This is a genomic window from Mycobacterium sp. IDR2000157661, assembly GCF_022317005.1.
Classification (GTDB): domain Bacteria; phylum Actinomycetota; class Actinomycetes; order Mycobacteriales; family Mycobacteriaceae; genus Mycobacterium.
The window spans coordinates 4290683-4317471 of the sequence record NZ_CP081006.1 but is presented as its reverse complement, the minus strand read 5'-3'; the positions used below and the strand labels follow the sequence as shown (position 1 = coordinate 4317471).

The 26789-nt window shown below is 68.1% G+C and carries 27 protein-coding genes; 20 read left to right on the top strand and 7 right to left on the bottom strand.

The features are described 5' to 3' along the window. Position 1: 1 nt before the first annotated feature. Positions 2-973, bottom strand: a complete 972-nt coding sequence (locus K3G64_RS22100; RefSeq protein WP_238887226.1) for a quinone oxidoreductase family protein — start codon at positions 971-973, stop codon at positions 2-4. 29 nt (positions 974-1002) lie between these two features. Here K3G64_RS22100 and K3G64_RS22095 point away from each other — a divergent pair, with 29 nt between their 5' ends. After that, positions 1003-1944 (top strand): ATP-grasp domain-containing protein, encoded by a 942-nt coding sequence (locus tag K3G64_RS22095; protein ID WP_238887225.1) that lies wholly within the window; start codon positions 1003-1005, stop codon positions 1942-1944. On the opposite strand, the gene K3G64_RS22090 is transcribed toward K3G64_RS22095, so the two are convergent. The 4 genes from K3G64_RS22090 to mptB all read right to left on the bottom strand — a co-directional run bounded on the left by K3G64_RS22090 (position 1894) and on the right by mptB (position 6316). Further along, complete coding sequence (locus K3G64_RS22090) at positions 1894-2829, bottom strand: COX15/CtaA family protein (RefSeq protein WP_238950927.1); 936 nt, start codon at positions 2827-2829, stop codon at positions 1894-1896. The genes K3G64_RS22095 and K3G64_RS22090 overlap by 51 nt on opposite strands. Before the next feature lie 73 nt (positions 2830-2902). Beyond that, positions 2903-3682: an ABC transporter permease gene (locus K3G64_RS22085; protein WP_238887224.1), complete on the bottom strand. Its 780-nt coding sequence runs from the start codon at positions 3680-3682 to the stop codon at positions 2903-2905. Between the two features lie 25 nt (positions 3683-3707). Then, entirely contained in the window at positions 3708-4637 is a 930-nt protein-coding gene (locus K3G64_RS22080) for an ABC transporter ATP-binding protein (protein WP_238950925.1), read from the bottom strand. Continuing rightward, positions 4637-6316, bottom strand: coding sequence for a polyprenol phosphomannose-dependent alpha 1,6 mannosyltransferase MptB (gene mptB / locus K3G64_RS22075; RefSeq protein WP_238887223.1), 1680 nt, complete (start codon positions 6314-6316; stop codon positions 4637-4639). The genes K3G64_RS22080 and mptB overlap by 1 nt, the downstream gene beginning before the upstream one ends. 24 nt (positions 6317-6340) lie before the next feature. Here mptB and K3G64_RS22070 point away from each other — a divergent pair, with 24 nt between their 5' ends. The 14 genes from K3G64_RS22070 to K3G64_RS22005 all read left to right on the top strand — a co-directional run bounded on the left by K3G64_RS22070 (position 6341) and on the right by K3G64_RS22005 (position 17904). Beyond that, complete coding sequence (locus tag K3G64_RS22070) at positions 6341-7150, top strand: helix-turn-helix transcriptional regulator (RefSeq protein ID WP_238887222.1); 810 nt, start codon at positions 6341-6343, stop codon at positions 7148-7150. Further along, a complete protein-coding gene (sufB, locus tag K3G64_RS22065; protein ID WP_238887221.1) occupies positions 7147-8592 on the top strand; it encodes a Fe-S cluster assembly protein SufB in 1446 nt (481 codons plus the stop codon). The genes K3G64_RS22070 and sufB overlap by 4 nt, the downstream gene beginning before the upstream one ends. Before the next feature lie 31 nt (positions 8593-8623). After that, on the top strand, positions 8624-9820 hold the full coding sequence (gene sufD / locus K3G64_RS22060; protein WP_238887220.1) for a Fe-S cluster assembly protein SufD: 1197 nt from the start codon (positions 8624-8626) through the stop codon (positions 9818-9820). Beyond that, positions 9817-10590, top strand: a complete 774-nt coding sequence (gene sufC, locus K3G64_RS22055; protein ID WP_238887219.1) for a Fe-S cluster assembly ATPase SufC — start codon at positions 9817-9819, stop codon at positions 10588-10590. The genes sufD and sufC overlap by 4 nt, the downstream gene beginning before the upstream one ends. 3 nt (positions 10591-10593) lie before the next feature. Further along, a complete protein-coding gene (locus K3G64_RS22050; RefSeq protein WP_238887218.1) occupies positions 10594-11859 on the top strand; it encodes a cysteine desulfurase in 1266 nt (421 codons plus the stop codon). Between the two features lies 1 nt (position 11860). After that, complete coding sequence (sufU, locus tag K3G64_RS22045) at positions 11861-12319, top strand: Fe-S cluster assembly sulfur transfer protein SufU (protein WP_238887217.1); 459 nt, start codon at positions 11861-11863, stop codon at positions 12317-12319. Further along, positions 12316-12663: a metal-sulfur cluster assembly factor gene (locus K3G64_RS22040; protein ID WP_238887216.1), complete on the top strand. Its 348-nt coding sequence runs from the start codon at positions 12316-12318 to the stop codon at positions 12661-12663. Before sufU ends, K3G64_RS22040 begins: the two co-directional genes overlap by 4 nt. 71 nt (positions 12664-12734) lie before the next feature. Continuing rightward, the gene (locus K3G64_RS22035; protein WP_238887215.1) at positions 12735-13277 is read left to right on the top strand and encodes a hypothetical protein; all 543 of its coding nucleotides are present in this window, start codon (positions 12735-12737) and stop codon (positions 13275-13277) included. 21 nt (positions 13278-13298) lie between these two features. Further along, the gene (locus K3G64_RS22030; RefSeq protein WP_238887214.1) at positions 13299-13946 is read left to right on the top strand and encodes a hypothetical protein; all 648 of its coding nucleotides are present in this window, start codon (positions 13299-13301) and stop codon (positions 13944-13946) included. After that, on the top strand, positions 13933-14649 hold the full coding sequence (locus K3G64_RS22025) for a flavodoxin family protein (protein ID WP_238887213.1): 717 nt from the start codon (positions 13933-13935) through the stop codon (positions 14647-14649). Before K3G64_RS22030 ends, K3G64_RS22025 begins: the two co-directional genes overlap by 14 nt. Before the next feature lie 67 nt (positions 14650-14716). Then, complete coding sequence (gene trxA, locus K3G64_RS22020) at positions 14717-15082, top strand: thioredoxin (RefSeq protein WP_238887212.1); 366 nt, start codon at positions 14717-14719, stop codon at positions 15080-15082. Positions 15083-15109: 27 nt separating this feature from the next. Further along, positions 15110-15946 carry an enoyl-CoA hydratase gene (locus K3G64_RS22015; protein ID WP_238887211.1) on the top strand — a complete coding sequence of 279 codons (837 nt, stop codon included), beginning with the start codon at positions 15110-15112 and terminating at the stop codon, positions 15944-15946. Between the two features lie 35 nt (positions 15947-15981). Further along, positions 15982-17610: an ABC-F family ATP-binding cassette domain-containing protein gene (locus tag K3G64_RS22010; RefSeq protein WP_238887210.1), complete on the top strand. Its 1629-nt coding sequence runs from the start codon at positions 15982-15984 to the stop codon at positions 17608-17610. A gap of 99 nt (positions 17611-17709) precedes the next feature. Further along, positions 17710-17904, top strand: coding sequence for a helix-turn-helix domain-containing protein (locus K3G64_RS22005; RefSeq protein ID WP_238887209.1), 195 nt, complete (start codon positions 17710-17712; stop codon positions 17902-17904). Here the strand turns inward: K3G64_RS22005 and K3G64_RS22000 are convergent. Beyond that, positions 17901-18503 carry a TetR/AcrR family transcriptional regulator gene (locus K3G64_RS22000; protein ID WP_238887208.1) on the bottom strand — a complete coding sequence of 201 codons (603 nt, stop codon included), beginning with the start codon at positions 18501-18503 and terminating at the stop codon, positions 17901-17903. The genes K3G64_RS22005 and K3G64_RS22000 overlap by 4 nt on opposite strands. 54 nt (positions 18504-18557) lie before the next feature. After that, positions 18558-21410: an aconitate hydratase gene (locus K3G64_RS21995; RefSeq protein WP_238887207.1), complete on the bottom strand. Its 2853-nt coding sequence runs from the start codon at positions 21408-21410 to the stop codon at positions 18558-18560. A 163-nt stretch (positions 21411-21573) separates the two neighbouring features. On the opposite strand from K3G64_RS21995, the gene K3G64_RS21990 reads away from it, so the two are divergent. The 5 genes from K3G64_RS21990 to K3G64_RS21970 all read left to right on the top strand — a co-directional run bounded on the left by K3G64_RS21990 (position 21574) and on the right by K3G64_RS21970 (position 26761). Next, complete coding sequence (locus tag K3G64_RS21990; RefSeq protein ID WP_238887206.1) at positions 21574-22137, top strand: Rv1476 family membrane protein; 564 nt, start codon at positions 21574-21576, stop codon at positions 22135-22137. A gap of 254 nt (positions 22138-22391) precedes the next feature. Next, positions 22392-23807 carry an NlpC/P60 family peptidoglycan endopeptidase RipA gene (ripA, locus tag K3G64_RS21985; RefSeq protein WP_238887205.1) on the top strand — a complete coding sequence of 472 codons (1416 nt, stop codon included), beginning with the start codon at positions 22392-22394 and terminating at the stop codon, positions 23805-23807. Beyond that, positions 23807-24544 (top strand): NlpC/P60 family peptidoglycan endopeptidase RipB, encoded by a 738-nt coding sequence (gene ripB, locus K3G64_RS21980; RefSeq protein ID WP_370647015.1) that lies wholly within the window; start codon positions 23807-23809, stop codon positions 24542-24544. The genes ripA and ripB overlap by 1 nt, the downstream gene beginning before the upstream one ends. A gap of 136 nt (positions 24545-24680) precedes the next feature. Further along, positions 24681-25820: a chaperone MoxR1 gene (moxR1, locus tag K3G64_RS21975; RefSeq protein WP_238887204.1), complete on the top strand. Its 1140-nt coding sequence runs from the start codon at positions 24681-24683 to the stop codon at positions 25818-25820. Then, a complete protein-coding gene (locus tag K3G64_RS21970) occupies positions 25817-26761 on the top strand; it encodes a DUF58 domain-containing protein (protein WP_238887203.1) in 945 nt (314 codons plus the stop codon). The genes moxR1 and K3G64_RS21970 overlap by 4 nt, the downstream gene beginning before the upstream one ends. The last annotated feature ends 28 nt before the right edge of the window (positions 26762-26789 follow it).

Here is a 26789-nt window from a genome sequence, read left to right as displayed (position 1 = left end):
GTCAGGGCATCAGCACCACCGAGCCGACCGTCTTGCGGCCCTGCAGGTCGCGGTGGGCCTGCTCGGCATCGGCGAGGCGGTAGCGCTCACTGACCGTGATGCTCAATGTGCCCGAGGCGATGGCGTCGAGCAGTTCGCCCGCCCGCCACGCGAACTCGTCGGCGGTACGGGTGTAGTGCACCAGGGTCGGCCGGGTCAGGAACAGTGATCCGGCCGCGTTGAGGCGCTGCGGGTCGAACGGGGGCACCGGTCCGCTGGACGCGCCGAACAAGGCCAGCGTGCCGCGCACCGCGAGGCTGGCCAGGCTGGCCTCGAACGTGGCCGCGCCCACGCCGTCGTACACCGCGGCCACACCGCCGTCGGTCATCTCCTTGAGTCTGGCGCCGAACTCGGCCGGGTCCTCGGGGTAGTCGAGCACCTCGACCGCGCCCGCCTGCCGCGACAACTCGGCCTTCTCCGGTGTCGACACGGTGGTGATGACGCGCACGGCCATCGCGGTCGCCCACTGGGTGAGGATCAGCCCGACCCCGCCCGCACCGGCATGCACCAGCACCGCATCGCCCTGCTGCACGGGGTACAGCGACTTGATCAGGTAGTGCGCGGTCATCCCCTTGAGCAGAGCCGCCGCGGCGGATTCGGGACTGACGCCTTCGGGGACGTAGGCGGCGAAATCGGCTGGCGCGACACTGTATTCGGCGTAGGCGCCATTGGCCTGTGCGGTGACGACGCGATCGCCGACCTTCAACGCCGCGACGTCTTCGCCGACGGCCTCGACGACGCCGCACACCTCGTTGCCGACGACGAACGGGGTGGGCCGGGGATACTGGCCCGATCGGAAGTAGGTGTCGAGGAAGTTCACGCCGATCGCCTCGGCCTTGATCAGCACCTCGCCGGGGCCGGGCACGGGCTGCGGCTTGTCGACGTAGCTCAGGACTTCGGGTCCGCCGGTCACGGCGACTTCGATGGCGTGCATGTCCTCATCCTCCCAATATCCTGGCCGTTGTGAAGCTCGCCCGGCCCGACGTGTTCCACCCGCGCATCGTGTTGGCCGCATGCCCGGCGCTGCCCGAGGGAGACGGTGACGACGCGGGCCTGGTGGCGGCGCTGCGCAAGCACGGCCTGCACGCCCGCTGGCGGTCCTGGGACGACCCGGCCACCCTGGAGGCCGACCTGGTGATCCTGCGTGCGACGTGGGACTACACCGACCGTCTCGACGAGTTCATGGCCTGGACGCGGCGCGTGCGCAACCTGCTGAACCCGCCGGAGGCGGTCGCGTGGAACTCCGACAAGCGCTACCTCGCCGACCTGGCGGGTGCCGGTGTCCCGACGGTGCCCAGCCGCTTCTTCGGGCCCGGGCAACGGGTGCGGCTACCGGACAGCGACGAGGTGGTGGTCAAACCGGCGATCGGGGTGGGGTCCGTTGCGGCCCTTCGATTCCGTGATCACGACGACGCACGTCGGTACGCCGCGGCGCTGCAGGCGCGGGGTCGCACGGTGCTGGTGCAGCCGTACGACGCGCGCATCCAGGCGGGGGAGACCGCGCTGGTGTTCCTCGGCGGCGCGCCGTCGCACGCCTTCACCAAGGGGCCGATCCTGACGGTGCCGGGCAAGCCGCCGGTCTTCGACGAGTCCGGGACCTATGCCGAGGAGACCCTCACGCCCGCCGACCCCGACTTCGAGGTGTGGGACGTCGCGCACGCCGCACTCGAGGCGGCGGCCGCGCACCTGGACATGGCGCCCGCAGACCTGCTGTATGCGCGGGTGGACGTCATCGGCGGGCGCGATGACCCGCGGGTGCTCGAGGTGGAACTCGTCGAGCCGTCGCTGGGCTGGGCGCAACTGGACACCGCGACCCGGGAACGCAGGCAGCGGATGTTCGCGGTGGGCGTCGAGTCAGCTCTCGACCGGTTCGGGCTCGGCCCGCTGTCGCATCGACGCCCATAGCGCGGCGGTGGCGGCGGTGCAGATGGCGGCCCCGGCGACGTGCACGGCCACCAACGCGGCTGGCACCCCCAGCGCGTACTGAACGCGCCCGATCAGCGCCTGGGCGGCGACCAGCACGAGCAGCATCGCGAGTCGCCGCACGACGGGTCGGGGCGCCGCGACCGCGCGCAGCGCGAACACCAGCGCCACCAACAACGACAGGTAGGCGACCAGCAGCGTCGCATGCAACTGCACCAGCGCCACGATTTCGATCTGCAGTCGCGGTACCGGCGCCTCGATGCTCTTGTCGCCGGCGTGGGGGCCGGCGCCGGTGACCAGCGTCCCGCTCACCAGCACCGCGGCCAACGCTAGACCGCACAGGAAGGTCAACTGGCGCAACGGCTTCGGCACCCGGCGAACCGGCACGCCGGAGTCGGGTTCGCCGATCTTGACGAACAGCAACACCGCCAGCCACACCATGGTCATCGACACCAGCAGGTGGATGGCCACGGTCCACCACAACAACCCGGTCAGCACCGTGATGCCACCGATGACTGCCTGCGCCACCGTCGACACCGGCATCAGCCACGCATAGACGAGCACCTCCCGGCGGCGTCGTGCGCGCAGGACCGCCAACACCGCGGCGGCGGCGGTGAGCACCACCAGGAAGGTGATGAGCCGGTTGCCGAATTCGACCGCCTGGTGCACCACCGGAACCTCGGCGACCGGCACCGGGGTGAAACTGCCGGGGAAGCATTGGGGCCACGTCGGACAGCCCAGGCCGGAGGCGGTGACGCGCACGATCGCGCCCGTCACCGATATGCCGCCCTGGGTGAGGATGACGAGGAAGGCGATGATGCGCTGCGTCCGCAGGCTGGGCAGCGGCAGCAGGTCGACCAGCCGCATGAAGACGCGTCGCACGCCCCGATGGTAGTGCAGTGAAACTACACGACGTAGTAGCGGGTGTCGTGCTGTGGCTTCAGGTGAAACGGAACCAACGCAGCGCGCACAGCGCGGCGACACCGCCCCACACCGCGAGTACCAACAGGCCGAACCAATCCACTGACTGCGTCATCGCCCGCGACAGGGCTTCGGTCAGCGCCCCAGAGGGGGTCAGGCGCGCCACCCACTGCAGCGCGGACGGGACCATTCCACCTTCGAGGGTCAGCGCGCCGACGCCGGCGAAGACGAACCACAGCAGGTTGGCCACCGCGAGCACGATCTCGGCGCGCAGGGTGCCGCCCAGCAGCAGGCCCAGCGCCGCGAAGCCCGCCGTACCCAGCGCGATGATCAGCGCGCCGAGGCCCAGTCCGGCCACCTGCGGACGCCAACCCAGCGCCAGTCCGATGGCGCCCAGCACGAGCGCCTGCAGGAACACCACGGCCACCACGGCAAGCGACTTGCCCGCGATGATGCCCCACACCGGGAGCGCCGTCGCACCGAGGCGCTTTAGCGCGCCGTACCGGCGGTCGAACGCCACCGCGATCGCCTGTCCGGTGAACGCGGTGGAGATGACCGCCAGCGCCATGATCGCCGGCACGAACGTCGCGGCCCGGTTGTCGCCGAACGAACCGAGCGGCAGCAACGTCATGCCCACGAGCAGCGTGATCGGGATGAACATCGTCAGCAGCAACTGCTCGCCGTTGCGCAACAACAGTCGAAGTTCCAGCCCGAACTGGGCGGCCAGCATCTTCGGCACGGTCGCCGGCCTTGGGTCGGGCGCGAAGGTGCCCGGCTCGAAGCGGTTGGTGGTCATCATTTTCGGTTCCTCGCGCAAGCGCTCGTCACGACCGCAACTCCCGTCCGGTGAGATCGAGGAAGACATCCTCGAGGCTGCGCTGCTCAACGCGCATGTCGGTGGCCAGCACGTCGAGCCGTGCGCACCACGCCGTCACGGTGGCCAGCACCTGCGGGTCGATCGCGCCCTCGATCAGGTACTCGCCGGGCGCGGTCTCGCTCGCCTGGTAGCTCTCGGGCAGGGCGGAGATCAGCAGCGACAGGTCGAGCCGGCGGGGGGCGCGGAACCGCAGCTGGTTCTCCGCGCCATTGCGCATGAGTTCCGCGGGCGACCCGGTGGCGACCACGGCGCCGCGGTCGATGATCACAATCCGGTCGGCCAACTCCTCGGCCTCGGTGAGCTGGTGCGTCGTGAGGACCACGGTCACACCGTCGCGGCGCAGCGCTTCGATCAACTCCCACACCACGATTCGCGCATGCGCGTCCATGCCCGCGGTGGGCTCGTCGAGGAAGACCAGCTCCGGGCGGCCCACCACCGCGCAGGCCAGCGCCAACCGCTGCTGCTGGCCGCCGGAGAGCCGGCGATAGGTGGTGCGGGCCGCCTCGGCCAGCCCCAAGGTGTCCAACAGCCATTGTGGGTCGAGGGGGTGGGCGGCGTAGGCGGCGACCAGGTCGAGCATCTCGCCGGCGCGTGCGGCCGGGTAACCACCGCCGCCCTGCAGCATCACGCCGATGCGCTCGCGCAGTCGGGCGTTGTCGCTGACCGGATCCAGTCCGAGGATCTCGATCGAGCCCGCGTCGGGCCGAACGAACCCCTCGCACATCTCCACGGTCGTGGTCTTGCCTGCGCCGTTGGGGCCGAGCAGCGCGAGCACCTCGGCGGTCTGCACCTCGAGGTCGAGGTTCGAGACGGCGGTCGTCGACCCGTAACGCTTGCTGACCCCGCGCAGCCGTACGGGCACGGACGAGGTCGGCATCACGGAGAGTCAGCGTAGGCGTCGCGCCGCACCGATTGCGGCGGCGGTGGTGACGTTTCGGTGGCGGTCGGTATGCCGCGCCACGGCAGCCGGTTGTAGGTGAGCAGCATGAGCAGCGCGGCGATCACCGTGCTCGCCACCACGGCGAGCAGGATCTGGAAGAGCGTGAAGCGATCACCGTTCGCAGTGGGGCCGAAGATGCCGACGGCCAGCGTCACCACGATGGTGGCCCCGCGAAACGCCGGGCGCGTCGCCCAGGCGGCCAGCGGTAGCACGGCCCACAGCACGTACCAGGGCTGGACGACGGGGAACAGCAGCACGGTCATGCCGAGCGCGACACCCAGGCCGCCGACCGGATGCAGCCGGCCGCGCAGCACCGCCAACAGCAGCCAGGCCACCAGGACCGCGATGATCGACACGCCGATGGCGCGGGTGAGGCCCAGTATCGCGGTGGTGTGATCGCCGAGCCCGAGCAGGATGCCGACCTGACCGGTGCCCAACGCGAGCAGCGTCGGCAGCGACATCCAGCTGCGCACGACGTTGGCCGTGCCGAGGGTGAACAGCCAGCCGAAGCCCAGCCCGCTGGCCCAGGCGATCACCGCCATCACCGCGACCGAGACAGCGGTCAGGGAGCCACCGGCCACCAGGAACGCCTTCACCGTGCCGCCCCACCGGCAGGCCAGGGCCATCGCCACGAACCCGAGCGCCAACAGCGACGGCAACTTGACCTGAGAAGACATCGTGATCAGCACGACACCGATCAGCAGCATGGCCATCGGCCACCACCGGGCCCAGTCCTGCCTGCGGCGCGGCCACGACAACGGCCGGGGGATCAGGCGCGTCGTCGCGTCGATGCCACGCAGCGCGAACTCGGTGCCTGCAAGCATCAACCCCAGCATCAGCGCCTCGTTGTGGATGCCCGCGACCAGATGCATGATCAGCAGCGGGTTGGCCGCCCCCAGCCACAGCGCGCTGACCTCGGCGACCCCGCACCGGTGGGCCAACCGCGGCACGGCCCACACGATCAGGCCGACCCCCAGCAGCACCACGAGGCGGTGGCACAGCACCGCCGCGACGATGTTCTCGCCGGTGAGTGCCGAGATGCCCTGGCCGATCCACAGGAACAGCGGACCGTAGGGAGCGGGCGTCTCCCGCCACATGTTCGGCACCGACAGCGTGAACACGTGGTCCAGGCCCAGCCCGGGCGCCGGCCCCACCCGGTACGGGTCGAGGCCCTTCATCGCTATCTCGCTCTGCGCGAGATAGGAGTAGACGTCGCGGCTGTACATCGGGGGGGCGATCAGCAGCGGCAGCACCCACAGCAGCAGCGTGCGGTCGAGTTGGCTGCGCGACATCCGGCGATCGCCCAGCGCGAACCGGCCCAGCATGAGCCACGCCAGCGTCATCATCACCGCGCCGGTGGTGGTCATGGTCAGCGACACCGTCTGGATCCGCGACGGCAGATTGAGCAGCCGCACCCCGAAGGTCGGATCCTGCACCACCGGCCGCGCGCCGACGCCGAGGGCGCCGATCGCCATCAACACCGTTCCCGCGGCGCCGAACAGCCGGGTCCGTCGCAACGCCATGTTCTCGGCATCGTTGAGCGGCGAGCCCACCGGGCGCTCGTCGGCGTGCCATCGGGCGATCGACGAGCTGAGCGAAGGGGGGCCGGCTGCCACCTCAGCAGCGTAACCGCCGGTCCTATGGCGGCCGTCACGATAAGGGTGCCCTTGCTTTACCGGGTTTCGGAATTCCGACACAATAGTGTTGTGAAATTACATCCGGAGGCCAACGCAGGGGCCGACCGCCGCACGCGCGGCGCGATCGTGCAGCTGCTGCTGGAATCCGGACCCATCACGGCCGGCGAGATCGGCGAACGGCTCGGCATCTCCGCCGCGGGCGTGCGCAGGCACCTCGACGCGCTGATGGACGCCGGCGATGCACAGTCCAGCGCCGCAGCCGCCTGGCAGCACAACGGCCGCGGCAGGCCGGCCAAGCGGTACCGGCTCACCGCAGCCGGCCGGGCCAAGCTGGCCCACGCCTACGACGACCTCGCGGTCGCGGCGATCCGACAGCTGCGGGAGATCGGCGGCGACGACGCGGTGCGCGCCTTCGCGCGGCGCCGCATCGACGGCATCCTGGCGGGAGTAACCGAGGGACCCGATGACGTTGAATCAACTGCAGACCGGGTCGCGGCGGCACTGACCAACGCCGGTTATGTGACGACGGTGACGCCGATGACACCGGTCTCCGGTCCCGTCCGCGGCATCCAGTTGTGTCAGCATCACTGTCCGGTGTCGCACGTCGCCGAGGAGTTCCCGGAGTTGTGCGAAACCGAGCGCGAAGCGTTCGCCGAGATCCTGGGTACGCATGTACAACGGCTGGCCACGATCGTCAACGGCGACTGTGCCTGCACCACGCATGTCCCGTTGGACGGCCCGAAACCACTTCGGCGCACAGCCCGCGCCGGAGCCACCACGAACACCGAAAGCAAGCAAGGAGCGTCGACATGACGACCACGCCCGAGGCCCACAAGGTCGGCGAACCGCTCAGCCAGGAAGAGGCCATCGCCTCGCTGGGCCGTTACGGCTACGGCTGGGTGGATTCCGACGTCGCGGGCGCGGCCGCACAGCGCGGGTTGTCCGAGGCGGTCGTGCGCGACATCTCCTCGAAGAAGAACGAACCCGAGTGGATGCTGCAGATTCGGCTCAAGGCGCTGCGCACGTTCGACAAGAAGCCGATGCCGAACTGGGGCTCCAACCTCGAGGGCATCGACTTCGACAACATCAAGTACTTCGTGCGCTCCAGCGAGAAGCAGGCGGCGACGTGGGACGACCTGCCCGCCGACATCAAGAACACCTACGACAAGCTCGGTATCCCCGAGGCGGAGAAGCAACGCCTCGTCTCGGGCGTGGCCGCTCAGTACGAGTCCGAGGTGGTCTACCACTCGATCCGCGAGGATCTCGAGGCCCAGGGCGTCATCTTCCTCGACACCGATACGGGCCTGCGCGAGCACCCCGAGCTCTTTCGGCAGTACTTCGGCACCGTGATCCCGGCCGGGGACAACAAGTTCTCCGCGCTCAACACCGCGGTGTGGTCGGGCGGTTCGTTCATCTACGTGCCGCCGGGTGTGCACGTCGACATCCCGCTACAGGCCTACTTCCGGATCAACACCGAGAACATGGGTCAGTTCGAGCGGACGCTGATCATCGTCGACGAGGGCGCATACGTCCACTACGTCGAGGGCTGCACCGCGCCGATCTACAAGTCGGACTCGCTGCACTCCGCGGTGGTCGAGATCATCGTCAAGCCGGGCGGCCGGTGCCGGTACACAACCATTCAGAACTGGTCGAACAACGTCTACAACCTGGTCACCAAGCGTGCCAGGGCAGAGGCGGGCGCGACGATGGAGTGGGTCGACGGCAACATCGGCTCCAAGGTCACCATGAAGTACCCCGCGGTCTGGATGACCGGCGAGCACGCCAAGGGGGAGGTGTTGTCGGTCGCGTTCGCCGGCGAGGGCCAGCACCAGGACACCGGCGCCAAGATGCTGCATCTGGCGCCGAACACGTCGAGCAACATCGTGTCCAAGTCGGTGGCCCGTGGCGGCGGCCGGGCGTCCTACCGCGGCCTGGTACAGGTTAACAAGGGTGCACACGGATCCCGCTCCAGCGTCAAATGCGATGCGTTGCTTGTCGATACGGTGAGCCGCAGCGACACCTATCCCTACGTCGACATCCGGGAGGACGACGTGACGATGGGGCACGAGGCCACGGTCTCCAAGGTCAGTGAGGACCAGTTGTTCTATCTGATGAGCCGCGGCATGACCGAGGACGAGGCGATGGCCATGGTGGTGCGCGGGTTCGTCGAACCGATCGCCAAAGAGCTGCCGATGGAGTACGCGCTCGAGCTGAACCGGCTCATCGAACTGCAGATGGAAGGTGCGGTCGGCTAGTGGGGCGAGCGAAGCGACGGGAAAATATCTAGTGGCGCAAGCGAATTTGGCCGCCGCCGCCGAGGGGACACCCGCGGGGTCGGCGCTGAACAAGGGCGAGATCTTCACGTCCTACGACGTGAACGCCTTCGAGGTGCCCGGCGGCCGCGACGAGATCTGGCGGTTCACCCCGCTGCGGCGCCTGCGCGGACTGCACGACGGTTCGGCTGTCACGTCCGGCACGGCGACGATTCAGGTCAGCGCGTCCGACGAGGTGCGGGTGGACCGCGTCCCGCGTGAGGACGCCCGCCTGGGGCAGGCCGGTGCGCCGGCTGACCGCGTTGCCGCACAGGCGTATTCCTCGTTCCAGACAGCGACGGTGATCGAGGTCCCCAAGCAGGCAGCGGTGGGCGAGCCGATCGAGGTCACGATCGTCGGTCCCGGCGAGGGCGCGGCGGCCTACGGGCATCTGCAAGTCCGCGTCGGCGAGCTGGGCGAGGCGACGGTGGTGATCGATCAGCGCGGCAGCGGCACCTACGCCGACAACATCGAGTTCCTGGTGGGGGACGGCGCGACGCTGCGGGTGGTGTCGATCGCCGACTGGGCCGATGACGCCGTGCACGTCAGCAGCCATCACGCAGCGCTGGGTAAGGATGCCGTGCTGCGCCACGCCGCTGTCACCCTCGGCGGTGACGTGGTGCGGTTGACCGGTCGCGTGCGGTTCTGTGCGACCGGCGGAGACGCCGAGCTGCTCGGGCTGTACTTCGCCGACGACGGCCAGCACTTCGAGTCGCGTCTGCTCGTCGACCACGCCCAACCCAATTGCCGCTCTCATGTCACGTACAAGGGTGCGCTGCAAGGTGATCCGGACTCCGACAGGCCGGACACGCACACCGTGTGGGTCGGCGACGTGCTGATCCGGGCGGCGGCCAGCGGCACCGACACCTTCGAGACCAACCGCAACCTCGTGCTCACCGACGGGGCCAGGGCCGACTCGGTGCCGAATCTCGAAATCGAGACCGGTGAAATCGCCGGCGCCGGACACGCCAGTGCCACTGGGCGTTTCGACGATGAGCAGCTGTTCTACCTCCAGGCCCGGGGCATCCCCGAAGGCCAGGCCCGCCGGTTGATCGTGCGCGGCTTCTTCGGCGAGATCATCTCCAAGATCGCCGTGCCCGCGGTGCGCGAGCGCCTGACCGAGGCCATCGAACACGAACTGGAACTGACCGAAGGGATCAGCCACCGATGACCACTTTAGAAGTCAAGGACCTGCACGTCAGCGTCGTGTCCGCGGAGGACGGGACCGACATCCCGATCCTCAAGGGCGTCGACCTCACCGTGAACTCGGGGGAGACCCATGCGCTGATGGGGCCCAACGGCTCGGGCAAGTCGACGCTGTCCTATGCCATCGCGGGCCATCCCAAGTACACGGTGACGTCGGGGTCGATCACGCTCGACGGTCAAGACGTGCTCGCGATGAGCGTCGACGAACGCGCCCGCGCGGGGCTGTTCCTGGCGATGCAATACCCGGTGGAGGTGCCGGGTGTGTCGATGTCGAACTTCCTGCGCACCGCCGCGACGGCCGTGCGCGGCGAAGCGCCCAAGCTGCGGCACTGGGTCAAAGAGGTCAAGGGCGCGATGGCCGACCTCGACATCGAGTCGTCGTTCTCCGAGCGCAGCGTCAACGAGGGTTTCTCGGGCGGTGAGAAGAAGCGCCACGAGATCCTGCAGCTGTCGGTGCTCAAGCCCAAGATCGCGATCCTCGACGAGACGGACTCCGGTCTGGACGTCGACGCTCTGCGGGTCGTCAGCGAAGGCGTCAACCGCTACGCGGAGGCCGAGCACGGTGGTGTGCTGCTGATCACCCACTACACCCGGATCCTGCGGTACATCCAGCCGCAGTTCGTGCATGTGTTCGTCGGCGGACGCATTGTGGAGTCGGGTGGTCCCGAACTGGCCGACGAGCTCGAGGAGAACGGGTACGTCCGCTTCGCCCAATCGGCCGCCGCGGGGGCGTAAGCCATGACCGCGTCGGTTCGCCCGCTCGACGTGGCGGCCATCCGCGCCGACTTCCCGATCCTGCAGCGGGTGATGCGCGGCGGAAACCAGCTGGCGTATCTGGATTCCGGCGCGACTTCACAGCGTCCGTTGCAGGTTCTCGACGCCGAGCGGGACTTTCTGGTGTCGTCCAACGGCGCGGTGCACCGCGGCGCGCACCAGTTGATGGAGGAGGCCACCGACGCCTACGAGGACGGCCGCGCCGACATCGCGGCGCTGGTCGGCGCCGATCCGGACGAGCTGGTGTTCACCAAGAACGCGACCGAGGCCATCAATCTGGTGGCCTACGTCCTCGGCGATGCCCGGTTCGACCGCGCCGTGGGGCCCGGCGATGTCATCGTCACCACCGAACTCGAGCACCACGCCAACCTGATCCCGTGGCAGGAGCTGGCCCGTCGCACCGGCGCGACGCTCAAGTGGTACTCCGTCATCCCCGACGGGCCCGAAGCCGGCCGCATCGACCTCGACTCACTCAGGCTCGACGAGCGGGTGAAAATCGTTGCCTTCAGCCATCATTCGAATGTCACCGGCGCGCTCGCGCCGGTGGCCGAGATCGTCGCACGGGCACGGGCCGTCGGTGCGCTCACGCTGCTGGACGCCTGCCAGTCCGTGCCGCACCAGCCCGTCGACTTGCACGCCCTGGGTGTCGACTACGCGGCGTTCTCCGGGCACAAGATGTTGGGGCCCAACGGTATCGGCGTCTTGTACGGCCGCCGCGATCTGCTCAACGCGATGCCCCCGTTCATCACCGGCGGCTCGATGATCGAGACGGTCACGATGGAGGAGGCCACCTACGCCCCTGCGCCGCAGCGCTTCGAGGCGGGGACGCCGATGACGTCACAGGTCGTCGGCCTGGCTGCGGCGGCGCGCTACCTGCGCGAGATCGGGATGCCGGTGGTCCAGGCCCACGAAGCCGAGCTGGTGGCGGCGGCGATGCAGGGCCTGTCTGTCATCGACGCGGTGCGCATCATCGGGCCTGCATCGCTGGCTGACCGCGGGTCGCCGGTCAGCTTCGTCGTCGACGGGATCCACGCGCACGACGTGGGGCAGGTTCTCGACGACGAGGGAATCGCGGTGCGGGTCGGCCACCACTGCGCCTGGCCACTTCACCGCCGGTTCGGCATCGCCGCGACCGCGCGCGCGTCGTTCGCGGTCTACAACACCATGGACGAGGTAGAGCGCCTGGTGGCCGGCGTGCGTCGCGCCGTCGACTTCTTCGGCAGGCAGTGACGTGCGGCTCGAGCAGATCTACCAGGAAGTGATCCTCGATCACTACAAGCATCCGCACCACCGCGGGCTACGTGAGCCGTTCAATGCCGAAGTGCACCACGTCAACCCGACTTGTGGCGACGAGGTGACGCTGCGGGTGAGCCTGTGCGACGGCGGCGAGCGGGTCGCCGACATCTCTTATGACGGGCAGGGCTGTTCGATCAGCCAGGCCGCGACGTCGGTGCTCGCCGATCAGCTGATCGGACGGATCGTGGGCGATGCCCTCGACACGGTGGCCGCCTTCACAAAGATGGTCTCGTCGCGCGGGACCGTCGAGGGTGAAGAAGATGTACTGGGAGACGGCATCGCGTTCGCCGGTGTCGCGAAGTACCCGGCACGGGTCAAGTGCGCGTTGCTGGGTTGGATGGCTTTCAAAGACGCACTGGCGCAGGCGTCAGAGAGATTTCAGGAGGCAGGATGAGTGACACCGCAGTGCCGAACGAGGAATTCTTGTTCGATCTCGAGGAGGCCATGCGCGACGTCGTCGACCCCGAACTCGGTATCAACGTCGTCGACCTGGGGCTGGTGTACGGGATCAACGTCGAGAAGGGCGAGCACGGAAACGTCGCGCTGATCGACATGACGCTCACGTCGGCGGCGTGCCCGCTCACCGACGTCATCGAGGATCAGTCGCGCACCGCCCTGGTGGGCGCCGGGCTGGTCGACGAGTTGCGCATCAACTGGGTGTGGAATCCGCCCTGGGGGCCGGACAAGATCACCGAGGACGGCCGCGAGCAGCTGCGGGCACTGGGGTTCACCGTCTAGCACCGGACGGGATTACACCTGTTGATCCGGATTCTCCCTCCTGCACGTGACAGGGGCAGCAGAATCTACGTGTGCTCACCGTGCCGGCGTTCGTGTGGCGTGGCGGTCCCGCTCTTCGAGGGCTGACCCTGGGCGGCGCCGTCGGCCTCGGCGTGGGCGTGTTGGCGTGGCTCGACTCGGGATTCCTGCTGTCCGGGCTGATCGTGTTCGTCGTGGTGGGCGCCTTCTACGGCACGTGGATGTCGCGGCACATGACGCGATTCTGGCCCGGGGCCGATCGGCTCGACCCCGATGACCGGGTGGCGGTGGCAGGCGCTGCCCGCCGCGGTGAGCACATCGGTGACCCGCGGCTGAGCGGGGCCGTCGTCGACTACAGCCGGGGTCTGCACGCAGCCGCCGAAAAGGCCCGTCCGGTGAGGTGGGTGTTGCCGCTCGTCCTCGTCGTGGCGCTGGCAACGGCGGTGTGGGACGGACTGTTCGGGTCCTGGGGCACCGCGGTGGCGTCCGCCGTGTATCTGGTCGTGTTGGTGATCGAGCTGTTCTGGTGGCCGAAGCGGCGCGACCAATTGTTGGCCAACACCGCCCGGTCCGCCGACACCGCCGGTCGCGTATGAGATGAGCCGGGAAGGGGCGCGATGACGGTCGGGTTCGACGAGGTCTTCGCACACACTCGAACGCAATTGCGCGGCGTCGCCGAAAGTCTCGTCGCCGGCCCGCAATACCGTGCCGCGGGCACCATCCGCCTCGCCGTGCGACCCGACGGGTTCGCCGCGACGGCGATCCCGCTCGCCTTGCATGGCACCGAGATCGTCTTTCCCGACGGCAGCCTGCCGCTGACCGGGCCGATGGACGCGATCGCCCTCGCGGCGGGCATCGACGCCGGTCCGCCCCTGGGCGTCTACGCGGTCCTCGACCCCATGGCGCCGGATACCGATCTGCGACTCGACCCGGTCGCGGCCGAGTGGGTGCACCGCAGTCTCTACGCCGGCGGCCATGCGCTCAAACAGGTGCTGCCCCAACAGCACCCGGTGCTCTGGCCGGAGCACTTCGACGTCGCCGTCACCGAGGATGAGGTCAACTACGGCGTATCGGCCGGCGACGACACCCACCCGACGCCGTACGCGTACGTCGGCCCGTGGCAGAAACGGACGGGCCCGTTCTGGAACGCGCCGTTCGGCGCACTGCATTCACTCGACCCCGCCGATGACGTCGACGCGCTCGCGGCACGGATCGCCGAGTTCTTCGAGCGCGGCAGAAGGGAGCTGCACCATGGCCGAGGTTGATCTGGACTTCTCCGGTCTGCGGGCGCTTTTCATCAACTGCACCCTCAAGCGGTCCCCCGAGCCCAGCCACACGCAGGGCCTGGTCGACATCAGCGCCGCGATCATGCGCAAACACGGTGTCGCGGTCGAGCAGGTCCGCGCCGTCGACCATGACATCGCCACGGGCGTGTGGCCCGACATGCGCGACCACGGGTGGGCCACCGATGACTGGCCCGCGATCTTCGACCAGGTGCTGGCCGCCGACATTCTGGTGCTCGCCGGTCCCATCTGGCTGGGTGACAACAGCTCGGTCATGAAGCGGGTCCATGAACGGCTCTACGGCGGCTCACACCTGCTCAACGAGCACGGCCAGTACCTGTATTACGGCCGCGTCGGAGGCTGCCTGATCACCGGCAACGAGGACGGCGTCAAACACTGTGCGCAGAACGTGCTCTACACCCTGCAGCACATCGGATACACGATTCCGCCGCAGGCCGACGCCGGCTGGATCGGCGAGGCCGGCCCTGGGCCGTCCTACCTCGACCCGGGCTCCGGGGGGCCGGAGAACGACTTCACCAACCGCAACACGACATTCATGACGTGGAACCTGATGCACCTGGCGCGCATGCTGCGCTCAGCAGGCGGCGTCCCCGCCCACGGGAACATCCGTACCGGATGGGACGCGGGCTGCCGCTACGACTTCGCCAATCCCGAGTATCGATGATGCCCGCCCCGGTTTCACCGCGCCTAGGCTGGGAACACCCAGCGAACCCCCAGCGTTAGGACTGATCGTGGCTACCCAAGACATCACCGCCGAACAATTCAACGACACCATCAACGACAACGAGATCGTGCTGGTGGACTTCTGGGCGTCGTGGTGTGGCCCCTGCAGAGCGTTCGCCCCCACCTTCGCGGCGTCTTCCGAGGAGCACCCCGACGTGGTGTACGCCAAGGTCGACACCGAGGCCGAACAGGCGCTGGCCGCCGCAGCCGACATCCGGTCCATCCCCACGCTGATGGCGTTCAAGAAGGGCAAGCTGGTGTTCAACCAGCCTGGAGCGCTGCCGCCGGCGGCCCTCGAGGAGCTGGTGCAGCGGGTCAAGGACTTCGATATCGACGCCGCGATCGCCGCCCAGAACAACGGCCAGCCGGAGTGATGCCGCGCACGCGATAGCGTGCAGTACGTGACCGACCACGCTGACCGAGGACGTTCGGACTTCGTCCTCGTAGACAGGCCCCGCAGCAACGTCGCTCTGGTGACGCTGAACCGGCCCGAGCGCATGAACTCGATGGCCTTCGATGTGATGGTTCCTCTCAAGAAGGTGCTCGACGAGCTGACCTACGACAACTCGGTGCGCGCGATCGTGCTCACGGGCGCGGGGCGCGGCTTCTCCTCCGGCGCCGACCACAAGTCGGCGGGCTCGGTGCCGCACATCGACGGGCTCACCCGCCCGACGTTCGCCCTGCGCTCCATGGAGGTGCTCGACGACGTCATACTCGCGTTACGCAAGATGCACCAGCCGGTCATCGCCGCCGTCAACGGCGCCGCGATCGGCGGGGGGCTGTGTCTGGCGCTGGCCTGCGACATCCGCGTCGCCGCGCGGGGCGCCTACTTCCGCGCGGCCGGCATCAACAACGGATTGACCGCCAGCGAGCTGGGCCTGTCCTACCTGCTGCCGCGTGCGATCGGGACATCGCGGGCGTTCGAGCTGATGCTGACCGGTCGCGACGTCGACGCCGAGGAAGCCGAGCGCATCGGACTGGTCTCGCGCAGCGTGCCCGACGACCAGCTCCTGGAGGTTTGCTATGAACTCGGTGAACGGGTCGCGTCGTTCTCCCGGCCAGGAATCGAGTTGACCAAGCGCACACTTTGGAGTGGACTGGACGCCGGTAGCCTGGAAGGGCACATGCAGGCCGAGGGCCTGGGACAACTTTTCGTCCGTTTGCTTACCGCCAACTTCGAAGAAGCGGTGGCAGCGCGCGCCGAGATGCGGGCCCCTGCATTTACCGACGACAAGTAGCCGACGACAAGTAGCCGACGACACAGGAGCCAAGCGTGATCACCGCAACGGACCTGGAGGTCCGCGCCGGGGCGCGCACGCTGCTGTCCACCGACGGGACGGCGTTGCGGGTGCAGCCCGGCGACCGGATCGGGCTGGTTGGTCGCAACGGCGCGGGCAAGACCACCACCATGCGCATCCTGGCCGGCGAAGGCGAACCGTACGCCGGGACCATCATGCGCAACGGGGAGGTCGGCTACCTGCCGCAGGATCCCCGCGAAGGGGACCTGGACGTGCTGGCCCGCGACCGGGTGCTGTCGGCGCGCGGGCTCGACACGCTGCTGGCCGACCTGGAGAAGCAGCAGGTGCTGATGGCGGAGGTCGCCGACGGCACCGCCCGCGACAAGGCCGTGCGCAAGTACGGGCAACTCGAGGAGCGGTTCGCCGCCCTCGGCGGGTACGCCGCCGAGAGTGAAGCCGGCCGCATCTGCGCGAGCCTCGGGCTCGCCGAACGGGTGCTGACCCAGTCGCTGCGCACCCTGTCGGGCGGTCAGCGCCGACGCGTGGAGTTGGCCCGCATCCTGTTCGCGGCGTCCGAGAGCGGCGCGGGATCCTCGACCACGTTGCTGCTCGACGAGCCCACCAACCACCTCGATGCCGACTCCATCGGCTGGCTGCGCGATTTCCTCCAGCAGCACACGGGCGGGCTGATCGTGATCAGTCACAACGTCGACCTGCTCGCCGACGTCGTGGACCGGGTGTGGTTCCTCGACGCGGTGCGCGGTGAGGTCGACGTCTACAACATGAGCTGGCAGAAGTATCTCGACGCGCGCGCCACCGACGAGCAGCGGCGCCGCCGCGAGCGCGCCAACGCCGAGCGCAAGGCCACCGCGCTTCGCACCCAGGCCGCCAAGATGGGCGCCAAGGCAACCAAAGCCGTTGCCGCGCAGAACATGTTGCGACGCGCCGACCGGATGATGGCGGCGCTCGACGAGGAACGCGTCGCCGACAAGGTGGCCAGGATCAAGTTCCCGACGCCGGCCCCGTGCGGGCGCACCCCTTTGGTGGCCAAGGGGCTGACCAAGAACTACGGCTCGCTGGAGGTCTTCACCGGCGTCGACCTGGCCATCGACCGCGGTTCGCGGGTCGTGGTGCTGGGGCTCAACGGCGCGGGCAAGACGACGCTGCTGCGCCTGCTGGCCGGGGTGGAGACGCCGGACGCCGGGGGCCTCGAGCCGGGGCACGGCCTGAAGCTCGGCTACTTCGCCCAGGAGCACGACACCCTCGATGACAGGGCCACGGTGTGGGAGAACATCCGGCATGCGGCGCCCGACACCGGCGAGCAGGACCTGCGAGGACTGTTGGGCGCGTTCATGTTCAGCGGCCCCCAGCTCGAGCAACCCGCGGGCACGCTGTCCGGCGGGGAGAAGACCAGGCTGGCCCTGGCCGGGCTGGTCGCTTCGACGGCAAACGTGCTGCTGCTCGACGAGCCCACCAACAACCTCGACCCGGCCTCGCGCGAGCAGGTGCTCGACGCGCTGCGCAGCTACGTCGGCGCGGTGGTGCTGGTCACCCACGATCCCGGTGCGGCCGAGGCGCTGGACCCGCAGCGCGTGGTGCTGCTTCCCGACGGAACCGAGGATTTCTGGTCCGACGAGTACCGCGACCTCATCGAACTCGCCTAGGTCAAAACACGAATCCTTTTCTCGATTACCTCCGTTGCGTGTAGCCGGTTCTTACCCTGGGTATTCGTCGGGGCATCACAAGTGCGCGGGGAGGTGCCGATGAAGAAGACGGACAGGTCGCGAGACCAACTGCTCAACGAACTGAAGAGCGCTTACGAGGGGGGCGCAAGCATTCGGACGCTGGTCGCGTCTACGGGTCGCTCGTATGGTTCGATCCACAGCATGCTGCGCGAGTCGGGAACGACGATGCGCAGCCGTGGCGGACCCAATCACCGCAGCAGGCGCGCGAGCTAGTTCGGGGGCGGGGTTCGTTCGGGGGTCCGCTCAGCCCCTCGAGTGCGCAGTGAAACCTCGACGAGGTCCAGTACGGCACTGAGCTTTTCAGGGTCATCTCCGGACGCCAGTCGCGCCACCAGACCGTCGAGGACCACGTCGAGGTAGGTCTGTAGTACCGCGCTGGGCACGTCGTCGCGCAGCCGTCCCGCCTGCTTCTGCATTCGGAGCCGTTGGGTGGTCGCTGCGGACAGTTCCCTCGACCGCTCGGACCATCCGCGGGAGAACTCCGGGTCGTTGCGCAGCTTGCGCGCGATCTCCAGTCGGGTGGCCAGCCAGTCAAACTGGTCGGGGGCGGCCAGCATGTCACGCATCACCTGAACCAGGCCTTCACGCGCCGCGACTTCAGCCATCCGTTCGGCATCCTCGCGGGCCAGCTCGAAGAACAGCGTGTCCTTGTCGCGGAAGTGGTGGAAGATGGCGCCGCGCGACAGCCCGATCGTCTGCTCGAGCCGTCGAACGGTCGCCTCGTTGTAGCCATACTCCGCGAAACATCGTCGGGCACCGTCGAGAATCTGACGACGACGCGCCGCCAGGTGGTCGTCGGTGACTCGGGGCATGGGTTGATGCTCCTCGTGCAAGCGCTCGTCGGTGGACGAAGTCCCTTACCGCTACTACGTCTTCAGCATGTTGCGCAGCACGAACTGCAGGATGCCGCCGTTGCGGTAGTAGTCCGCCTCACCCGGGGTGTCGATGCGCACCACCGCGTCGAACTCGACCTTCTCGCCGCCTGCTCCGTCATTCTTCGTGGCGGTCACGTGCACCGTCTCGGGCGTCTTGCCTCCGTCCTCGCCGTCGCCCCCTTCGTTGAGTTCCTCGATGCCCGTGATGTCGAACGTCTCGGTGCCGTCGAGCTTCAGCGATTCCGCCGACTCACCTTCGGGGAACTGCAGCGGGATGACACCCATGCCGATCAGGTTCGACCGGTGGATGCGCTCGAACGACTCGGCGATGACGGCGCGGACCCCGAGCAGTCGGGTGCCCTTGGCCGCCCAGTCGCGCGACGAGCCGGAGCCGTACTCCTTGCCGCCGAGCACCACCAGCGGAATGTCCTGCGCCGCATAGTTCTGCGCCGCGTCGTAGATATAGGCCTGCTCGCCGCCGTTGGTGAAGTCGCGGGTGTAGCCGCCGGACACATCGTCGAGCAGCTCGTTGCGCAGGCGGATGTTGGCGAAGGTGCCACGGATCATCACCTCGTGGTTGCCGCGGCGCGATCCGTAGGAGTTGTAGTCCTTCTTGTCGACCCCGTGCTCGTCGAGGTACTGCGCGGCCGGTGTGCCGGGCTTGATGCTGCCGGCGGGGGAGATGTGGTCGGTGGTCACCGAATCACCTAGCAGCGCAAGCACTCTTGCGCCGTGGATGTCGCTGACCGGCTCGGGCTCGGCGGGCATTCCGTCGAAGTACGGCGGCTTGCGCACATACGTCGAGTTCTCGTCCCATTCGAAGGTGTTGCCGCTCGGCGTCGGCAGGTTGCGCCACCGATCGTCGCCCTTGAAAACATCGGCGTAGTTCTTGGTGAACATCTCGGTGTTGATCGCCGAGGCGATGGTGTCGTTGATGTCCTGCTGCGACGGCCAGATGTCTTTGAGGAACACCTCGTTCCCGTCGTCGTCGGTGCCCAGGCAGTCGGCGTCGAAGTCGAAATCCATGGTTCCGGCCAGCGCGTAGGCGATCACCAGGGGCGGTGAGGCGAGATAGTTCATCTTCACGTCGGGGTTGATGCGGCCCTCGAAGTTGCGGTTACCAGACAGCACGGCGGTGACGGCCAGGTCGTTGTCGTTGACCGCCTGGCTGACCTCCTCCGGCAGCGGACCGCTGTTGCCGATGCAGGTGGTGCAGCCGTAGCCGACCAGGTAGAAGCCGAGCTTCTCCAGGTACGGCCACAGTCCGGCCTTCTCGTAGTAGTCGGTGACCACCTGGGAGCCGGGAGCCATCGTCGTCTTCACCCATGGCTTGGCCGCCAAGCCCTTCTCGACGGCGTTCTTCGCCAGCAGTGCAGCCCCCAACATCACCTCGGGATTGGAGGTGTTGGTGCAGGAGGTGATCGCCGCGATCGCGACGGCGCCGTGATCGATGACGAACTCACCGCGTTCCTCGGACTTCACCGTGACCGGATTCGTCGGCCGGCCCTCGGCGCCCACGGCCGCCGAATGCAGCGGCGGCTCTCCGCCGTTGCCGGAGGACAGCGAGACCGGGTCACTGCCGGGGAAGGTCTCGTCGACCGCTTCGTCGAGCTTCGAGTACTCTGCCGGATCCTTCTCGTCGCCGGCGTAGTTGTGAATGTCCTTGCGGAAAGCGCTCTTGGCCTCGTCGAGCGCGATGCGGTCCTGCGGGCGTTTCGGTCCGGCGATCGACGGCACCACGTCGGACAGGTCCAGCTCGATGTACTCGGAGTACTTGGGCTCCCGTGACGGGTCGTGCCACATGCCCTGTTCCTTGGCGTAGGTCTCGACCAGGGCCAGTTGCTCGTCGTCGCGCCCGGTCATGCGCAGGTAGTCGATCGTGACGTCGTCGATGGGGAAAATCGCTGCCGTCGAGCCGAACTCGGGGCTCATGTTGCCCAGCGTGGCCCGGTTGGCCAGCGGCACCTCGGCCACACCGTCGCCGTAGAACTCGACGAACTTGCCGACGACGCCGTGCTGGCGCAGCATCTGGGTGACGGTCAGCACGACGTCGGTGGCGGTCACGCCGGCGCGGCGCTCGCCGGTGAGCTTGAAACCGACGACGCGCGGGATCAGCATCGACACCGATTGGCCCAGCATCGCCGCCTCGGCCTCGATGCCGCCGACGCCCCAGCCCAGCACGCCGAGGCCGTTCTCCATGGTGGTGTGGCTGTCGGTGCCGACGCAGGTGTCCGGGTAGGCGGCACCGTCCCGGTCCATCACCACCGACGCCAGGTACTCGATGTTGACCTGGTGCACGATCCCGGTTCCCGGCGGCACCACCTTGAAGTCGTTGAACGCTCCCTGGCCCCAGCGCAGGAACTGGTAGCGCTCACCGTTGCGCTCGTACTCGATCTCGACGTTGCGCTCGAACGCGTCCTCGCGGCCGAAGAGGTCGGCGATCACGGAGTGGTCGATGACCAGGTCCGCCGGCGCCAGCGGATTCACCTTGTCGGGATCGCCGCCGAGGTCGCCGATGGCCTCCCGCATGGTGGCCAGATCGACGATGCAGGGCACGCCCGTGAAGTCCTGCATGATCACCCGGGCAGGGGTGAACTGGATCTCCACGCTCGGTTCGGCGCTGGGATCCCAGTTGGCAATGGCCTCGATGTGCTCCTTGGTGGTGTTGGTGCCGTCCTCGGTACGCAACAGGTTCTCGGCGAGCACCTTGAGGCTGTAGGGGAGTTTCTCCGTGCCCGGCACCGCGTCCAGGCGGTAGATCTCGTAACTCTTGTCCCCGACCTTCAAGGAGTCGCGGGCATCGAAAGAATTGACAGAAGAGTTCTCCGTATTGCCTTTGCTCACATCAACTCCCGGCTAGTTATCGCCACCGACGGGCTGTGTCGGCGACGCCGCTGACTCTAACAGTACGCTTGTCCTGCAAAACACCCAGGCCCGGTGACCAGTCTCGTCGCCGCACGGGCGTGCTGCCACCCCGTGGAGTACCCATCGCGGTACGGTTCACCCTGTGATCGGACCGCACGGAATCCTCGTCCCGCCCGCCTACATTCCGCCCGACGTGTGCGGGCCGGTCGGTCAGGACCCGGCGACCACACCGGTTGACACCTGTATGGCCCTCGTGTTCGACGACGTCCGTGACGACGCCGTCAGCGCCTCGCCAACGCAGGACATCGACGGTCTGACCGATGTGGTGGCCGCCGGTCAACAACAGGGCATCGACCTCAAGATCGTCGTCGTGGACACCGACCCGCCGACCGATCCACCGTTGCGAGACGTCGCCACCGAAGTCGGGCAGGAATTCCCCGGGTCGACGGTACTGGTGCTCAGCCCGAACGAGTCGGGCAGTTACAGCACGACGTACGACCGGATGACCCTCGAGGCGGGCCAGGACGTCGCCGAGGGACGCGGTCCCGTCCAGGGCGCGGAGAATTTCGTCGGCGAGTTGACCAGCCCGCACTTTCCGTGGACGGCGATGACGATTGTGATCATGTTAGGCGTCATTGCAGCCGTTATCGGAACGCGACTTTTACAGATCCGCAGCAAGCGCGTCACGCCGCGCGAGCGGTCCTGATTCCGCAGGCGCGCAACGGTTTTCGTGTTGCAGACCGGTGAGCCGTCAATAGCGGAAATAACGGCCGGATAACGCAACATTCAATTACAAACCTGTAATTCGTGGCTTAAGTTTCTTTAGCGTCAGATGTGACGTACGGTGCATTCGGTGCCTGATGTTGTAGATGTTGTAGATGTGCAATCTGTGACTTCTGTGCACAGTCGCCGGACGAATGTGGTCGCACGTTCGCGAAAGCCATAGGAGACCTGAGTCGCATGAGACGCATCCCTGGTGCCTCCTCCGCGCGGCAGTGCGGACGACGGGTGTGCGCCGCGCTGCTTGCGGTCGGCATGCTGTCGGCAACTCCCGCACTGGCCGTCGCCCAACCAGCTGCCCCCGACACGATCGCCTCACTGGTCGCGGCGGTCGCGGACGCCAACCAGAAGCTGCAGGACCTCGGCGCCGCGATCCAGCAACAGCAGGAAAGCGTCAACAAGGCGATCCTCGACGTGCAGGCGGCCCGCGACAACGCCGCGGCCGCCCAGCGTGAGGTCGAGGCCAGCAGCCGGCGCGTCGCCGACGCCAACATCGCGATCGAGCAGGCCCAGCAGCGCTTCGACTCGTTCGCGGCGGCGACCTATGTCAACGGCCCGTCGGACTCCTACCTGACCGCCTCCGACCCGACGGACATCCTCAACACCGCGGCCGCGGGCCAGGCGCTGTCGGTCAGCGCGCAACGGGTGATGGCCGATCTGCAGCGGGCACGCACCGAGCAGGTGAACCGGGACTCCGCGGTGCGCCTGGCCAAGCGCACCGCCGACAAGGCCGTCGCCGACGCCGAGTCCAGCCAGCAGACCGCGGTGGCATCGCTGACTGATGCGCAGCAGACGTTCAAGGCGCAGCAGGCCGAGATCGACAAGCTCGCCGCCGAGCGGTCCGCCGCGCAGGCCAAGCTCGAACAGGCGCGCCCCGCCCCGTCGCCCAGCCGGCCGATCACCCAGTCGGCCGCGTCGACGACCGACTGGGACCGCGCACCCCGGCCCCAGGGCGTGGACCCGGCGACCGGCAACTGGGCCACGGCGTGGGATCCATTCCTGCCTGCGATCCCAAGTGCCTTCGTCAGCGGCGACCCGATCGCGATCATAAACGAGGTCCTGGGTATCGCGGCGACCTCGGCGCAGGTGACCCAGGACCTCGGCCGCAAGTTCCTGCAGTCACTGGGGCTGATCCCTGAGCCGGCCGCCGCCGCGCCGGTCTTCAACAACGGCGCGATCCCACGCGTTTACGGCAGGCAGGCGACCGAGTACGTCATCAAGCGCGCGATGTCGCAGATGGGCGTGCCGTACTCCTGGGGCGGCGGCAACGCGGCCGGGCCCAGCCGGGGCATCGACTCCGGCGCGGGCACCGTCGGCTTCGACTGCTCCGGGCTCATGCTGTACGCCTTCGCCGGCGTCGGCATCAAGCTGGACCACTACTCGGGCTCGCAGTACAACGCCGGCCGAAAGGTGCCGTCGTCGCAGATGCGCCGTGGCGACATGCTGTTCTGGGGTCCGAACGCCAGCCAGCACGTGGCGCTGTACCTCGGCGACGGGCAGATGCTCGAAGCGCCCTACACCGGCTCGGTGGTCAAGGTCTCACCGGTGCGTACCAGCGGCATGACGCCGTACGCGACACGTCTCATCGAATGGTGATGCGTTCAAGGACAGGAAAGACAGGGAACACGTTGCGCGCCACGGTGACTCGATTGCTCGGCGGCTTCACGCTGCTCTTCGCAGCGGTCGCCGTGGCGGTCGGGCTTTCGACCCCGGCCGCGTCGGCGCCGGGGGACGGACAGTGGGACCCGACCCTGCCCAAGCTGATATCGGCGGGTGCGCCCGGCGACCCGCTGGCCATCGCGAACGCGTCGCTGGCGGCGACCGCGCAAGCCACCGAGGCGACGATGAACCTCGGTCGCAAGTTCCTGAGCACGCTCGGGTTCGGGCCGGCTCCCGAGGTCGCGTCGGTGGCCCCCGGCCGGGTGCGTGGACCGCAGGCGATCGAATACGTCATCCGGCGGGGCGCGTCGCAGATGGGCACGCCCTACTCCTGGGGCGGCGGCAAGCCGAACGGCCCGAGCCTGGGCATCGACTCGGGTGCCGGCACCGTCGGCTACGACTGCTCCGGGTTCACCCAGTTCTCCTATGCCGGGGTCGGCGTGCTGATCCCGAAGTACTCCGGCGACCAGTACGACACCGGTCGCAAGGTGCCGATAGCCCAGGCCAAACGGGGGGATCTGGTGTTCTGGGGCCCCGGCGGAAGCCAGCACGTCGCCATCTACCTGGGCAACGGGCAGGTGCTGGAGTCGGCCAGCAGCGCGGGCAAGGTGACGGTGAGTCCGCTGCGGACCGCAGGCCTGCAGCCGTACGCCGCACGCATCATCGAATCCTGAGCGCACACTGAGCAGAAGCTGAACGTTCCGGGCAACGTCGACGGAATCCGGAGTGCCTGGAATAGTTGACGACGAGCATGCGGCCTGCACCGGCCTGACATGCCACGACCAGCGAGTTGATGTGGAAGGAACGTTGATGACGTCACCGAGTGGGCCGCCGCAGGGCGCCGCAGGTTATCCCGGCCAGGGACCGGCGCAGGGCTACCCGCAGGGCTCACACGCCGCTCCGGCCACCAACGGTGGCCTGCAGCAGGAGGTCCACACCCTCGAGCGCGCCGTGTTCGAGGTCAAGCGCATCATCGTCGGACAGGACCAACTGGTCGAGCGGATGCTGGTCGGGCTGCTCGCCAAGGGCCATGTGCTGCTCGAAGGCGTGCCCGGCGTCGCCAAGACCTTGGCCGTCGAGACCTTCGCCAAGGTGGTGGGCGGCACCTTCGCGCGGATCCAGTTCACCCCCGACCTGGTGCCCACCGACATCATCGGCACCCGCATCTACCGGGTCGGCAAGGAGGAGTTCGACATCGAACTCGGCCCGGTGGTCGTCAACTTCCTGCTCGCCGACGAGATCAATCGTGCACCTGCAAAGGTGCAGTCGGCGCTGCTCGAGGTGATGGCCGAGCGCAAGATCTCGATCGGCGGCAAGACCTTCCCGCTGCCCGCGCCCTTCCTGGTGATGGCCACGCAGAACCCGATCGAGCAGGAAGGCGTCTACGCGCTGCCCGAGGCCCAGCGGGACCGCTTCCTGTTCAAGCTCAACATCGACTATCCGTCGCCCGAGGAAGAGCGTGAGATCATCTACCGAATGGGCGTCAAGCCGCCCGAGCCCAAGCAGATCCTCGGCCCCGGCGACCTGATGCGCCTGCAGGACGTCGCCTCCAACAACTTCGTCCACCACGCACTCGTCGACTACGTCGTGCGCGTCGTGACCGCGACCCGGCACCCGGAGAAGTTCGGGATGCCCGACGCCAAGGCGTGGATCGCCTACGGCGCCTCACCGCGCGCGTCGCTGGGCATCATCGCTGCCGCACGGGCGCTCGCGCTGGTTCGCGGTCGCGACTACGTCATCCCACAGGACGTCGTCGAGGTCATTCCCGATGTGCTGCGCCATCGCCTGGTGCTGACCTACGACGCGCTGGCCGATGAGATCTCCGCCGAGACGGTGATCAACCGCATCTTGCAGACCGTGGCCCTGCCGCAGGTGAACGCCATTCCGCAGCAAGGCCATTCGGTGCATCCCGTCGTGCCCGCCGCAGCTGCCGCGGCCAGCGGTCGGTGACCAGTTCCCGACGTGCGGTCGACCTGCCGTCGCTGAAGCGTGGAGAGATCCGCGATCCCGCGCTCTCGGCGGCGCTGCGCAAACTGGAGCTGACCGTGCGCCGCAAGCTCGACGGGGTGCTGCACGGCGACCACCTCGGCCTGCTGCCCGGACCGGGTTCCGAGCCCGGCGAGTCACGGCTGTATCAGCCCGGCGACGATGTGCGCCGGATGGACTGGTCGGTGACCGCGCGCACCACCCATCCGCACGTGCGCCAGATGATCGCCGACCGCGAACTCGAGACGTGGCTGGTGGTCGACGTGTCGGCGAGTTTGGACTTCGGCACCGTCGAGTGCGAGAAACGCGACCTTGCGGTGGCTGCGGCCGCGGCGATCGCCTTCCTCAACAGCGGGGGCGGGAACCGATTGGGCGCCATCATCTCCAACGGCGACACCACACGGCGGGTGCCTGCACTGTCGGGTCGCATACACGAGCAGGAGATTCTGCGCGCCATCGCCACCACTCCGCGCGCTCCGGCCGGGGTGCGCGGAGACCTCGCCGCCGCCATCGACGCGCTGCGCAGACCGGAGCGCCGTCGCGGCATGGCGGTGATCATCAGCGACTTCCTGGGCCCCATCAACTGGATGCGGCCGCTGCGGGCCATCGCCGGCCGCCACGAGGTGCTCGGCATCGAGGTGCTCGACCCGCGCGATGTCGAGTTACCGCCCGTGGGCGACGTCATCCTGCAGGACGCCGAGACCGGCCGGGTCCGCGAGTTCACCATCGACGAGCAGTTGCGCGACGACTTCGCCAAGGCCGCAGCGGCCCACCGCGCCGAGGTGGCACGCACGCTGCGACGCTGTGACGCGCCGCTGCTGTCGCTGCGCACCGACCGCGACTGGATCGCCGACGTGGTCCGCTTCGTCGCCACCCGCCGGCTCGCGCTGGCCGGCCGCGCATAACAGCAGATTGCCGCGAAATGATTGAGCG

Bases quoted from the DNA above. Each gene is read 5' to 3' on its own strand.
- K3G64_RS22100 (WP_238887226.1), bottom strand. From the start codon at position 973: ATGCACGCCATCGAAGTCGCCGTGACCGGCGGACCCGAAGTCCTGAGC.
- K3G64_RS22090 (WP_238950927.1), bottom strand. From the start codon at position 2,829: ATGCGGCTGGTCGACCTGCTGCCGCTGCCCAGCCTGCGGACGCAGCGC.
- K3G64_RS22085 (WP_238887224.1), bottom strand. From the start codon at position 3,682: ATGATGACCACCAACCGCTTCGAGCCGGGCACCTTCGCGCCCGACCCA.
- K3G64_RS22080 (WP_238950925.1), bottom strand. From the start codon at position 4,637: ATGCCGACCTCGTCCGTGCCCGTACGGCTGCGCGGGGTCAGCAAGCGT.
- K3G64_RS22070 (WP_238887222.1), top strand. From the start codon at position 6,341: ATGGCGGCCGTCACGATAAGGGTGCCCTTGCTTTACCGGGTTTCGGAA.
- sufB (WP_238887221.1), top strand. From the start codon at position 7,147: ATGACGACCACGCCCGAGGCCCACAAGGTCGGCGAACCGCTCAGCCAG.
- sufC (WP_238887219.1), top strand. From the start codon at position 9,817: ATGACCACTTTAGAAGTCAAGGACCTGCACGTCAGCGTCGTGTCCGCG.
- K3G64_RS22050 (WP_238887218.1), top strand. From the start codon at position 10,594: ATGACCGCGTCGGTTCGCCCGCTCGACGTGGCGGCCATCCGCGCCGAC.
- K3G64_RS22040 (WP_238887216.1), top strand. From the start codon at position 12,316: ATGAGTGACACCGCAGTGCCGAACGAGGAATTCTTGTTCGATCTCGAG.
- K3G64_RS22030 (WP_238887214.1), top strand. From the start codon at position 13,299: ATGACGGTCGGGTTCGACGAGGTCTTCGCACACACTCGAACGCAATTG.
- K3G64_RS22025 (WP_238887213.1), top strand. From the start codon at position 13,933: ATGGCCGAGGTTGATCTGGACTTCTCCGGTCTGCGGGCGCTTTTCATC.
- K3G64_RS22005 (WP_238887209.1), top strand. From the start codon at position 17,710: ATGAAGAAGACGGACAGGTCGCGAGACCAACTGCTCAACGAACTGAAG.
- K3G64_RS22000 (WP_238887208.1), bottom strand. From the start codon at position 18,503: ATGCCCCGAGTCACCGACGACCACCTGGCGGCGCGTCGTCGTCAGATT.
- ripA (WP_238887205.1), top strand. From the start codon at position 22,392: ATGAGACGCATCCCTGGTGCCTCCTCCGCGCGGCAGTGCGGACGACGG.
- ripB (WP_370647015.1), top strand. From the start codon at position 23,807: ATGCGTTCAAGGACAGGAAAGACAGGGAACACGTTGCGCGCCACGGTG.
- moxR1 (WP_238887204.1), top strand. From the start codon at position 24,681: ATGACGTCACCGAGTGGGCCGCCGCAGGGCGCCGCAGGTTATCCCGGC.